Source organism: Kocuria sp. GQ42, from assembly GCF_059758435.1.
The window spans coordinates 174,049-186,051 of sequence record NZ_JCAXEN010000007.1; the positions used below are offsets into that span (position 1 = coordinate 174,049).

Below are 12,003 nucleotides of genomic sequence, written 5' to 3' on the forward strand. Positions count from 1 at the left end.
ACCCGAGCACCGGGGGCGGCCGTGCCCGAGGGTGACACCGTCTACCGCCAGGCCGTCCTGCTGCGCCGCGCCCTGGCCGGGAGGATCCTGACCCGCAGCGACCTCCGGTTCCCGTCGATCGCCACCGCGGACCTCTCGGGGCGCACCGTGACCGAGGTGGTGCCGCGGGGCAAGCACCTGCTGGTCCGCACCGACGGCGGGCCCGACGGCCTGCCCCCGCTCACCCTGCACTCCCACCTGCTCATGGAGGGCATGTGGCACGTCTACCCGCGGGGCGCCCGGTGGCGGCGCCCCGGCCACCAGGCGCGGGCTGTGCTCGAGAACGCGGCCGCGCAGGCCGTCGGCTTCGACCTCGGCATGCTGGACCTCGTGGCCACCGCCGACGAGGACGAGCTCGTGGGCCACCTCGGCCCGGACCTGCTGGGCCCCGACTGGGACCGGGCGGAGGCCCTGGTCCGGCTCGCCCGCCACCCCCGCCGGCGCGTGGGGGCCGCGCTGATGGACCAGCGCAACCTCGCCGGCATCGGCAACGTCTACCGCAACGAGATCCTGTTCCTCCAGCGGCTGCACCCCTTCACCCCGGTGGCCGAGGTCCCGGACCTCGGCGCGGTCGTGGACCTCTCCCACCGGCTGCTGCACGTCAACCGGGACCGCTCGCAGCGCTCCACGGTGGGGGGCCCGGCCCGTCGCGGCGAGCAGTTCTGGGTCTACGGCCGCGGCCGGCAGCCGTGCCGCCGGTGCGGGGCCCCGGTCCGGGAGGCGCGGATCGACGACGCCGAGCTCGTGCCCGGCGAGCCGTACCCCGGGCCGCCGCGGGACCGGGCGGTGTGGTTCTGCGAGCGCTGCCAGCCCCTCCCCTCCTGAGTCCGGCCGTCGCGGCTTATCATGAGATCGCCGCCCCAGCGGCCCGACACCATGAGGAGGCACCATCAACACGACCCTGCTCGGCGCAGAGTACTTCGCGGCACCCGAGGACGGCACGGACGGCGAGGTGTTCCGCTCCGCGTCCCGTGCCTCTGCCGCGGCCCTGGACCAGCGCGAGGACGTGGTCCGCTACAAGGACCGCTTCGCGCTGCGGATCACGGACCAGACCCCGCACGACGTCATGGTCCAGAACCTGCTCTTCCTGCGCGGGGTCCTGGACTCGGCGGGCGTCGACTACCTGCTGGTGCGGGGCAACGACGAGCGCCCCGTCATCGCCGTGGACCTCAAGGACCGGCCGCGGCTCCGGCAGGCCCTGGTGGACGCGGCCGTGGGCGAGCCGTACTACGTCAAGCCGATGGACACCAAGAAGAAGACCGTGCAGCTGCTGGCCGACGGCGAGCTGTCCTCGCGCCGCAACGCGCGGGTCCTGCGGCTGTTCCGGCCCCACTACTCCGCGGAGGCCAGGCTCTACTACGGCGCCGGCACCGGGGTGCAGGTGGAGCTGTGGGAGTTCGGCGAGGACGAGATCCGGCTGCCCATCGAGAACTCGCTGACCCGGCGCACCGTCCCGGTGGCCGAGGCCGTGCGCGGCACCGTGGAGCGCTTCGGCCTCACCTGGCCCACGATCGAGAACATGTTCGCCGATCACGCGATCGACATCGACTTCGCGGTCGACATGATCTTCTCGTGGGTGGACGGCTCCGACGAGGAGTACCGCAGGGTCCGGGCCTCGTACATGGCCGACGCCGTGGTGGGCGAGGGCGACGCGCACGAGGCCCGCTTCCGGCAGGTCGACGAGCTGAAGTACGCCCTGCGCTCGGTGCACATGTTCGCCCCGTGGGTGCGCAACATCTACATCGCCACCGACTCCCGGCCGCCGGCGTGGCTGGCCGAGCACCCGCGCGTGCGGGTCGTGCGCAGCGAGGAGTTCTTCGCGGACACCTCGGCCCTGCCGATCTACAACTCCCAAGCGGTGGAGGCGCAGCTGCACCACATCGGGGGGCTCTCGGAGCACTACCTGTACTCCAACGACGACATGTTCTTCGGCCGCCCGATCGGCCCGGCGCTGTTCTTCTCGCCGGGCGGGATCACGAAGTTCGTGGAGAACGAGACCCGGATCGGCCTGGGCGAGAACTCCGCCGAGCGCTCCGGCTTCGAGAACGCCGCCCGCGTCAACCGCCGGCTCCTGTGGGAGCGCTTCGGCCGGATCACCACCCGCCACCTGCAGCACTGCGCCGCGCCCCTGCGGCGCAGCGTGGTGGCCGAGATGGAGCGGGAGTTCCCGGCGGAGTTCGCCCGCACCGCGTCCAGCCGCTTCCGCGCGGCGGACAACATCTCGGTGACGAACTCGCTCTACCACTACTACGCGCTGCTGACCGGCCGGGCCGTGACCCAGGAGACGGCCCGCACGGAGTACGTGGACACCACCACGCGCTCCGGGCTGCAGCAGATGGAGAAGCTGCTCGGCCGCCGCAACCTCGACATGTTCTGCCTCAACGACGGCAGCTTCCCGGAGGTGCCCGGTCCCGAGCGCGCGGAGCGGATGACGGAGTTCCTGGAGCGCTACTACCCCATCAAGGCTCCCTGGGAGAAGTGACCGCGGAGAGCGAGCGGGGCCGGTGCGGGGATCCCGCACCGGCCCCGCTCGCTCTCCGCGGCTCGACGGCTGCCGCGTCCGGGCCGGGGCTCAGGTGCGCGGCCGGTCCCCGGGGCCGAGGTCGCCGTCGGGGCGGGTGCTGCCGTCGTGCAGGGTGTCGCCGTCGCTCCGGGCGTCGCCGTCGTGCCGGGTCCGGGTGTCCGGTCCGGCGTCGCCGTCCTGCCAGGGAGCCTCGTCGGAGCGCGTCCCGGAGGCGTGGTCGGTGACGTCCTCGCGGCGTCCGCGGGAGGTGTCAGCGGGGGTGGAGTCGTCCCCGTCCGGGACGAGCGAGGCGGCGTCCCGGCGGTGGGTCTCCGCCTCCTGGCGGACCTTCTCGGCGTCCTCGGTGCGCCGCTGGGCGTCCTGCTCGAGGCGGTCGGCCTCGATCCGGGCCTTCTCGGCCTCGGCGCGGGCCGCGTCCGCGTCCGCCTTCCGCTCGCGGGCCGAGAGGTCCTCCTCCTCGCTGCGGGCGCGCAGCTCGGCGGCGCGCTGCTGGTTCTCCCGCCGCTCCACGACCTCGCGCTCCTTCTTCTTGCGGCTCCCGGCCAGCGCGGCCAGGACGACCACGGCCAGCACGGCCAGGGCCAGCACGATCCAGATCCAGGTTTCCATCGGATGTTCCTCCTCGGTAGGTCCCCACGTTCCTCAATAGAAGCAGAGCCGGACGGGTCCGGCTACAGGCCCCGGCGCCCCGGCGGACGGCTCCGTGCCGGAGCACCCCGGGGTCGTGCCACCGGCACGGGGCGCACCGGCCGCCGGACGGCGTGCGCGGAGGACCCGCGCCGCCCGGGTGCGTGCTCCACCGGCGCAGTGGCCGGGGGATCGTGCCTTGCCAGCGGCGGTTCCGGCAGGACGCTTCCCGCTCCGCCCCGCCGCGCTCCCGGGCCGCCCGAGCAGCGCGGCGCCGGGCCGGGGAGCACGGGTCGCCCCGCGGGACACGAGGCGCCGGCGCCGTCGTGACCGAACATGACCCTCCGCGTCGGAGGGGGGCGCCGCCGGGCGTGCACCATGCCCCCTCGGCGCGTCCCGCATGATGCGACATGGATTTGCTTTACTTAACGAAGTCGTGCTCCGCCCGCCCTCCCGAGAGGACCTCACCATGCGCCTCAACCCCGCCGGACCCCTGATCACCATCGCCGTCGGCCTGATCCTCTGGCTGGCGCTGCCGTCGGTCGTGGGCCCGCTGAACCTCGCGCTCGCCGGCCAGATCATCTTCTGGGTGGGCGTGGCCTACCTCGCGCTGGTCCTGATCGCCGCCGCCGTGCCGTCCCGGCGCCGCTCCACCCGCCGCACGGTGGCGGACCCCGGCACCGGGGAGCGCATCGAGCGCTCCGAGACCGACCTCGTCTGAGCGGACGCGGAGCGGCTCACACCAGGGCGGGGACCTTCCGCAGTGCCTCCTGGAGGGCGCCCAGGACGAGGGCCACCGACCCGGCGTCGGCGTTGGGGCCCATCAGGCCGATCCGCCACACGGTGTTCGCGTACTCCTTCACGCCCGCCCCGATCTCCACGGAGAAGTGCTCCAGCAGGTAGGCCCGCACCCAGGCGGAGTCGACACCCTCGGGCACCTTCACCGTGGTCAGTTCCGGGAGGCGGTGCCCCTCGGCGGCGAACAGCTCCAGCCCCATGTCCTGCAGCCCGGCCTGGAGCGCGTCGCCCGCGGCCTGGTGACGGGCCCAGACGTTCTCCAGGCCCTCCTCGGCGATCCGGCGCAGCGCGGCGTCCAGGGACGCGATCATCGCCGTGGGCGCGGTGTGGTGGTAGGTCCGTGCCCGGCCCTGGGCCTCGCCCACGTAGCCGCCGAGCATGCCCAGGTCGAGGTACCAGGAGCGGGGGTGCTGCACCCGGCGCTCGAACGCGGCGTCCGAGATCGTGAACGGCGCCAGGCCCGGGGCGACCCCCAGGCACTTCTGGGTGCCCGCGTAGCCGAGGTCCACCCCCCAGTCGTCCGCGCGCAGCTCGATGCCGCCGATGGACGTGACCGCGTCCACGAGTAGGAGGGCGTCGCCCTTGAGCTCCCCCAGCGCGGCGATGTCGGAGCGCACGCCCGTGGAGGTCTCCGCGTGCACCGCCGCGATGATCTTCGGGGACGGGTGCGCCTCCGCGACGCGCTGCGGGTCGATCGGCTCCCCGTAGGGGAAGTCCACGCGCACCACCTCGGCGCCGCACCGGGCCGCGACGTCGCACATGCGCTCGCCGAACAGCCCGTTGACGGCGACGACGACGACGTCGCCCTCCTCCACCGTGTTGACGAACGCCGCTTCCATGCCGGCGGAGCCGGTGGCGCTCAGCGGCAGGGTGCGCCGGTTGTCCGTGCCCCAGACCGTGCGCAAGCCGTCGCAGGCGCTGTCCATGACGTCGAGGAAGGCGGGATCCAGGTGGCCGAGCAGCGGGTGGCCCAGCGCCGCCGTGGCCTCCGGGTAGGGGTTGGACGGGCCGGGGCCGAACAGGTGTCGCTGGATCAGGGGCACGGTGCACTCCTCAGGGGAACGGGTGGACGGGTCCGCCGACCAGCCTATGGCCTGCCCACGCCGGAGGGCGTCAGCGTGCGGCCCCGCAGGTCGCCGGAGGCCTCACCGGCGTCCGAGCCGGCGGAGCAGCGAGCCGAGGCGTCGCGCCGGAGCGCTCCGCGGATGGCCGCCCGGGCCGCCGTCCGGCCGGCGGGGCCGCTGGGCGGTCCGGGACCAGGAGGCGAACATGGCGCTGCCCTCGGTGGCCGTCATGCGGTCCTGGAGCGTGGGCCGTCCCGCGGGGCCCCGGACCACGCCGGTGCGCTTGTCGTAGGTGAAGCCGTCGTCGAGGACGATGTGCCGTTCCGTCTCGGCGACCACGGTGTATAGCACCGCGTGCTCGCCGGAGCCCGCTCCGGGGTGGACGGCAGCGCGCGCGCCGGGGTGCGTGGCGCCGCCGTGGTTGAAGTCGAACAGGTCGGCCATGGGAGGGGCGTCCTCCTGAGAGCTCGGGGACTCCGGTCGCCGGCACGGCGCCGGCGACGGTCCGGCCCGGGCCCGGTGGGGTGCGGACCCGGTGCGGCGGGTGGGCGCTCCCCACTCTAGCGACCGGTCGCGGGGCCCTCGAGGCCCGGGGCGCTCCCCCGACCGGGACCTCCCGGGCCGCACGGCGGCACCCGGGAGCTTCCCGCCCCGCGGGCTCGGTCCCGTGGGCTCGGTCCCGCGGGCTCGGTCCCGTGGGCTGAGTCCCGTGGGCTGAGTCCCGCGGGCACAGTCCCGCGGACTCAGTCCCGCGGGCCGGCCGGGACCGGCTGGTGGGTCTCGTACATCCGCACCGCCACGACCAGGGCCGAGACGGCGCTGATGCCGGCGGCGGCCCAGACCGCGGCGTGCAGACCCAGCAGGTCGGCCACGATCCCCCCGAGGACGGCCCCGACCGCGTAGCCCAGGTCGCGCCAGACCCGGTAGACGCCCACGGCCCGGCCGCGCCAGACGGGGTGGGCGACGTCGCCCACCACCGCCAGCAGCGTCGGATAGACCATCGCGGTGCCCGCCCCGAGCAGGACCGTCCCGGCGGCCCAGCCGCCGAACCCGTCGCCCAGGGCGATGACGGCCAGGGCCGCGGCCTGGGTGCTCATCCCGGCGGTGATCAGGTGCTTGCGCCCGACCCGGTCCGACAGGGCGCCGGTGACCAGCTGCCCCACGCCCCACACCCCGGGGTAGAGGGCGAAGAGCAGACCGATCTGGGACACGGTGAGCTCGGCGGTGGCGAACAGCAGGGGGAACAGCCCCCAGGAGAGCCCGAAGTTGAGGTTGTTGACCAGCCCCGCCTGGCTGGCCGAGGACAGCGCGGGCTCCCTCAGGCTGGTCTGGGCGAAGATCTGGCGGTCGGTGAGCTCCGCGTGCAGGTGGTCGTGCAACCCGTCGGCGCGGGGGGTGTGCCGGCCGGCGTCGAGCAGCGCGTGACCGCGGGTCTCCCGCACGAACGCCCCCGACAGCAGCAGCGCGAGAGCGGTGTAGGCCAGGCCCAGCAGGAACGGGGCCGGGCGCAGTCCGTACTGCTCGGCCAGGTACCCGGCCAGCAGGGAGGTCACGGCCACCGCACCGTAGCCGGCGGCCTCGTTGAGCCCCATGGCCAGCCCGCGCTGGGCCGGGCCCACGAGGTCGATCTTCATCACCACGGTCGTGGACCAGGTCAGGCCCTGGTTGACGCCGAGCAGCACGTTGGCGGCCACGACCCACCCCCAGTCCGGGGCGAAGATCAGCATCAGCGGCACCGGCACGGCGAACAGCCAGCCCACCAGGAGCACCGGCTTGCGCCCGTACCGGTCGGAGAAGGTGCCGGCGAACCAGTTGGCGATCGCCTTGGTGATCCCGAACGCGGCGACGTAGGTGAAGATGAAGGTGTAGCCGGTCAGCCCGAACTCGTCGGCGGCCAGCAGCGGCAGGACGGTCTGCTGCTGCCCGACCATGCCGCCGACCAGGGCGTTGACCGCCACCAGCAGGGTGAACTGGGCGGCGTTGGCGCGCAGCCCCAGGCGGACGGGCTCGGGCGTGCCGGGGGGTCTCGTCTGCCGACCCATGGCCGCTCCTTCCGGTGTCGTGGGCCCGCCGGACGGCGTGCCCGCTGATGCTCCGAGGAACCGGGAGCAGTGCTGTCAGCAGTGTTCCACTGTTCGTCGGAGGATCGACCGAGGGACGGGCGGCGTGACGAGGCGCGGGCGGCACGGCACGCGGAGTGCGGCGCCCCTCCCCCGCCGGCACGCCGGGGCGCCTGTTGTGGTCGGGCACACTCCTCGGTAACCTCTGGACAGGCCCACGGCGGGCCCGGATCCCCGGGCCATCTACCAGGCAGAACCGCACCATCGACCACGCAGCGGCCGCCGTCGGCGCACGTCCCCCGTCCCGACCCGGGAGGCTCCCGGCGGCATCTGCCCCCACCCCGGGAGTTCCGCATGGACACTGACCGCACCCCGCCCGCCGACGCCCGGCAGCTGCTGCTGGAGGCCATCGACCTGGCGGTGGGCAACGCCGCCGTCGACGGCGGCCCCTTCGGCGCGGTCGTCGTCACCGCCGACGGCCGCCGCTTCAGCGGCGTCAACCGCGTCACGGCCGACAACGACCCCACCGCACACGCGGAGGTCATGGCGATCCGCGCCGCCTGCCGCGAGCTGGGCACCTTCGACCTCTCGGGCGCAACCCTCTACACCAGCTGCGAGCCGTGCCCCATGTGCCTGTCCGCCTCGCTGTGGGCCCGGCTGGACGCCGTCTGGTTCGCCGCGGACCGGCACGACGCTGCCGCCGGCGGCTTCGACGACGCCGAGTTCTACGAGTACTTCGCCAAGCCCGAGCACGAACGGTCGCTGCCGGTGCGCCCGGTGGCCCTCGCCGAGCGCACCGCGCCGTTCGAGGCCTGGGCCAGGAACGTCGCGCGCACGGCCTACTGAGCGCCTCGGCGGGCGCGCTCCCGGGCCGCGGAGACGGCCTACCGGAGGACGTCACCGCACGTCGGAGCGGGTCCGTGTCCGGATCGTGAGCTGCCTTACTTCGTCAAGCCCGGCCGTCGGGCGTCCCCCCGGGCGACAATGAGGTCAGGATAGTCAGCGGTGTCCGAGGGGGGAGCACCATGAGATCGTCCAGGAGCACACGGGTCCGGCGCAGGAGCGCGGCCGCACTGGCCGTCAGCGTCCTGCTGGTGAGCGGATGCGGGCCGGGGGACACGACGCCCGAGGACCAGGTCGAGCAGGCCGGAGCGGGCGGGCCGGCCGCTCCGGGAGCATCGGCCGGCGCCACGGACATCCCGCACCACGAGGAGAACGGACTGACCGTGTCCGGTCAGCTCCCCCCGGGCGAGGACCACCCGCCCGACCTCACCACGCAGCAGATGCACGCCCTCGGCGACACCTCGGTGTTCGCGATCCAGGGACGCCGGCCCGACGACTACCTGGGGATGGGCACCGGGTTCGTCGTGGACAAGGACGCCGGGATGGCCGTCACCAACGCGCACGTCGTCCAGGGCCTCGCGGCGATCTCGGGACGGTTCAACACCGGTCAGAAGGCGTCCCTGCACGTCATCGCCCTGGACCCGTGCACGGATCTCGCGGTCGTGCACTTCTCCTCCCCCCTGCCCGAGCAGACGCACCCGCTCGTCATCGGCAGCTCGGACGCGGTGACCCCGGGGGACACGGTCACCGCGCTCGGCTATTCCACCGCCCCGCCCGACCAGCCCTCCGGCCAGAAGCTCCTCATCGCCTCGGGACTCGTGAACGCGACCAAGGTCCCGGCACAGCCGCAGGGCGCCCCGGAGTACAAGGACACGATCCAGCACGGCGCCACCGTCAATCCCGGCAGCTCGGGAGGGCCTCTGCTCGACCACCACGGCCGGGTGGTGGGGATCAACACCTCGACGCAGTTCAGCGGCCGGAACGTCGTGGAGGAGGGCCAGTTCTACTCCATCGCGATCGACTCGGCCCGGACGGAGATCGTCGACAAGCTGCTCAAGGGCCAGTCGCAGAACGACATGGGGTGGGCCGTGGAGGAGTACTACCCGGGCTACTTCACGGCCCTCGACCCCGCCGGCGGCCCTGCGCTCGATGCGAGGATGGCGCGCAGCGGCATCGAGGGGGGCCTCTACGTCAAGGCCGTCACCCCCGGCTCCGGGGCCAGCAAGGCGGGGATCAGGCCGGGCATGCTCATCACCAAGATCCAGAACACGTCCACGGCGACGGTCGCGGAGATGTGCGCCATCGTGGAGTCGGTGCTGCCCGGCACGGTCGCGGCGGTCGAAGGACGCTATCTCCTCTCGGACTCCGAGCGCTTCGACACGCAGTTCTACAAGGAGTTCGCGCTGCCCGGTCCGCACTGAGCCGGAGCGGCGGGCGCCCTACCGTGCGATCCAGACGGTGACGGTCGAGTTCTGCTGCACCGGGGTCCCCTCGACCGGGTCCGTGCGGACCACCTCGCCCGGCGCCCGGTCCGTGCCGTCCTCGTACTTGACCGTGACCTGCACCCCGCTCGCCCTGATCCGGTCGATGACGGGCTGGGCCGGTCGCCCCACCATGTCCACGGGCAGGTACACCACCTCGGGGTCGGGGGCCGCACCGGGGCCGGCGTCCGCGGGGTCCCCCGACGCGCTGTCGGTCCCGGCCTCGCTCCCCGGCTCCTGCAGCCCTCCGGCAAGGCCCCGCGGACCGGTCGAGTGGACCACCGTGATCTCGGTGTCCCGCTCCACCCTGCCGGTGGGCCCCAGGCCGAGCACCGTGCCCTCCGCGGTCCCGTGCGGCTCCCCCCGCACGCGCACCCCGAGGCCGAGCTCGTCGAGCTCCCGGACCACCTCGTCCACCGGCCGGTGGAGGTAGGCTGCGGCTTCCACCTCGACGGTGCCGATCCGGGCCAGCGCCCACCACACGAGCGCCCCGGTCAGGAGGAGCAGGAGCAGGGCCGGCCACCGCACCCGCGCGTGCCGCCGACGGCGCTGCGCAGCCGGGCGGGCCGTCGGCGCAGGTGGTCCCGCCGCCGGCGGGGGACGCTCCACCACCGGATCGGGACGCTCGGCCGCCGGGCCGGGATCCTGCACCACCGGATCCGGGTGCTCGGCCACCGGTTCCGGACGCTCGGCCACCGGACCGGGATCCTCAACCACCGGAGCGGCAGTCCCGGCCACCGGCGGTTCCGCCGTCGGGGGCGAACTCCCGGATCCGGCCGGGGACGGGACCGGCTCGGCCGGCGCCGCGGCGAGGGCCCCGCCGGCGCGCGAGGACCGGGGGACCTCGGCGGCCCGCCTCCGCTCCCGGGGTCTGCGGATGCTGAACAGACGGGTCTCCAGACCCCTCAGGTAGAGGACCGGGGTGATCCACTCCAGCGTGTGGCCGTTCATGCCCAGGATGGACACGCGCCCGCTGCGCACGGCCTGGTCCACAGGCCGCCCGGCGGCGACGGCGGAGTAGAAGCCCCGGGCGAAGGCTGCGGCCGCGGGGTCGGTGATCTCGAACTGCATGGCCACCACCGCGCTGACGCCCCCGCGCACCAGCGCAGAGGCGGTGCCCGAGAACAGGTCCACCGACCCGGAGACGGCCGACTGGCACGAGTTGAGCACCACGAGCCGGGGCATCGGGGTCGCCTCGTGCAGCAGGTCGGCGAACCGGCTGGCCTCCACCCGGTGCGCCCGCCCGTCGCCTCCCACGAGCGCCAGCACGCCCTCGTCCAGCTCCACGTCGAAGTCCCCGTGCCCGATGAAGTGGACGACGTGCCACTCCTGGCCCAGGAGCATGTCGTGCACGCCGTCCCACGTGGCGTCGCGCACCCACGTCAGCTCGATCTGTCCCCGCTCGAGGGGCTCCGCGAGCGCCTGGGCCAGGTACTGCTCCTCGGCTTCGACATCGAGGGCCGGGAGCCCCCGGGGAGAGGCGGTGATCCCGAGGATCCGCACGGGCTGCTGCACCCGCAGCGGCGGCGGGGCGGCCGCGACGGGCACATGGCGCACCAGGGGGTCGATCCGGGCGACGTAGGTGCCGGCCTGGGCGTCGTACATGGCCTCCCAGGGCAGGGGCGTCAGCTCCGGTGCGGCCAGACGCAGCACCAGGCGCAGCGGCTCACCCCGTTCGGCGGCGACGTCCACGCTGGACCGGTAGCGGGCCCCGATCGCGGGGTGGCCCAGCAGCATGTCGAAGAGCTCCTGGCCCACCGTCCGGACCGTCGTCTCGGGGCCGGCGACCAGCCGGCGGGTGCTGGCGGCGGAGGCCAGGAGCGCGTCCTGCCAGCGGTCGCGCCCCTGCATCAGCCCCGCGCAGTCGATCGCCACGGTGGCCGAGGCCTCGCCCACCGGGGAGTGGACGATCTCGACGTCGTAGCGGCCCTCCTCCGTGGACCGGACGACCGACAGCTCCAGCACGCTCACCGGTTCCTCACCCCATGGCTCCTGATCGGGCGGTCCCCCGGCTCGGGGCAGGACGGACCGCCGGTGGATCGTGCCCGCTCATTCCGTGCGCGTGTCCTCCCAGGTGAGCTTGACCGTGAAGTTCGCGGCGCCGCCCGTCTTCGCGATGAAGGCACCGGCCTCCGCGTGCAGGTCGACCCCGAACTCCACGCACACCCCCGAGGGGCGGTGGGCCAGGGACACGAGCTGGTCGATCAGGGCCTGGACCGCGGGCTGGATGTGCGCCACCGCCTCCTCGAAGGTCCGCTGGGCCTCCAGCACCACGCTCTCGCGGTGACCGCCCCGGGTGACCGGTCCTCCGGACCCGTCCGCGGTCTCCACCAGGACGCTGCGCCCGTCCGCGGTGGGAAACTCGACGATGTTGCCCATGGTGGCACCTCTCCCTCGTCCCGCACCGCACCGTAAGCCCACTGTGCTCCCCCCGTTCACGGGCTGGCAAGGGAGAACACCAGGATCGGCGGTCGGAGACACATTGAGACAGCTCCCGGCGCCCCGCACGAGCACCACAGCACCCCGGCCGCGCCCGTGGCGGTCCGGGTGCTGCCGCGGCACGCCGC

11 protein-coding genes are annotated in these 12,003 nt (G+C 74.1%); 5 read left to right on the forward strand and 6 right to left on the reverse strand.

The features are described from left to right. Positions 1-21: 21 nt before the first annotated feature. On the forward strand, positions 22-864 hold the full coding sequence (locus AC6CH6_RS14930) for a DNA-formamidopyrimidine glycosylase family protein (RefSeq protein ID WP_498255710.1): 843 nt from the start codon (positions 22-24) through the stop codon (positions 862-864). 127 nt (positions 865-991) lie between these two features. Beyond that, positions 992-2,521 (forward strand): stealth family protein, encoded by a 1,530-nt coding sequence (locus AC6CH6_RS14935; RefSeq protein WP_498255711.1) that lies wholly within the window; start codon positions 992-994, stop codon positions 2,519-2,521. A 90-nt stretch (positions 2,522-2,611) separates the two neighbouring features. Here AC6CH6_RS14935 and AC6CH6_RS14940 read toward each other — a convergent pair whose 3' ends face one another. Next, positions 2,612-3,172 carry a hypothetical protein gene (locus AC6CH6_RS14940; protein ID WP_498255712.1) on the reverse strand — a complete coding sequence of 187 codons (561 nt, stop codon included), beginning with the start codon at positions 3,170-3,172 and terminating at the stop codon, positions 2,612-2,614. A 487-nt stretch (positions 3,173-3,659) separates the two neighbouring features. On the opposite strand from AC6CH6_RS14940, the gene AC6CH6_RS14945 reads away from it, so the two are divergent. Next, on the forward strand, positions 3,660-3,911 hold the full coding sequence (locus tag AC6CH6_RS14945; RefSeq protein WP_498255713.1) for a DUF6458 family protein: 252 nt from the start codon (positions 3,660-3,662) through the stop codon (positions 3,909-3,911). Between the two features lie 16 nt (positions 3,912-3,927). Here AC6CH6_RS14945 and AC6CH6_RS14950 read toward each other — a convergent pair whose 3' ends face one another. From AC6CH6_RS14950 to AC6CH6_RS14960, 3 genes are all read right to left on the reverse strand, one after another. Beyond that, complete coding sequence (locus tag AC6CH6_RS14950; protein WP_035927767.1) at positions 3,928-5,031, reverse strand: pyridoxal-phosphate-dependent aminotransferase family protein; 1,104 nt, start codon at positions 5,029-5,031, stop codon at positions 3,928-3,930. Positions 5,032-5,133: 102 nt separating this feature from the next. Continuing rightward, on the reverse strand, positions 5,134-5,496 hold the full coding sequence (locus tag AC6CH6_RS14955; protein WP_498255714.1) for a hypothetical protein: 363 nt from the start codon (positions 5,494-5,496) through the stop codon (positions 5,134-5,136). A gap of 299 nt (positions 5,497-5,795) precedes the next feature. Beyond that, entirely contained in the window at positions 5,796-7,094 is a 1,299-nt protein-coding gene (locus AC6CH6_RS14960; RefSeq protein ID WP_498255715.1) for an MFS transporter, read from the reverse strand. Between the two features lie 372 nt (positions 7,095-7,466). On the opposite strand from AC6CH6_RS14960, the gene AC6CH6_RS14965 reads away from it, so the two are divergent. Both AC6CH6_RS14965 and AC6CH6_RS14970 read left to right on the forward strand, forming a co-directional pair. Continuing rightward, a complete protein-coding gene (locus AC6CH6_RS14965; protein ID WP_368795035.1) occupies positions 7,467-7,958 on the forward strand; it encodes a nucleoside deaminase in 492 nt (163 codons plus the stop codon). A 179-nt stretch (positions 7,959-8,137) separates the two neighbouring features. Continuing rightward, entirely contained in the window at positions 8,138-9,376 is a 1,239-nt protein-coding gene (locus tag AC6CH6_RS14970) for a S1C family serine protease (protein ID WP_081994456.1), read from the forward strand. An 18-nt stretch (positions 9,377-9,394) separates the two neighbouring features. Here AC6CH6_RS14970 and AC6CH6_RS14975 read toward each other — a convergent pair whose 3' ends face one another. Further along, complete coding sequence (locus AC6CH6_RS14975) at positions 9,395-11,407, reverse strand: CHAT domain-containing protein (RefSeq protein ID WP_498255716.1); 2,013 nt, start codon at positions 11,405-11,407, stop codon at positions 9,395-9,397. 78 nt (positions 11,408-11,485) lie between these two features. Continuing rightward, entirely contained in the window at positions 11,486-11,815 is a 330-nt protein-coding gene (locus tag AC6CH6_RS14980; protein ID WP_035927776.1) for a CU044_2847 family protein, read from the reverse strand. Positions 11,816-12,003: the final 188 nt, after the last annotated feature.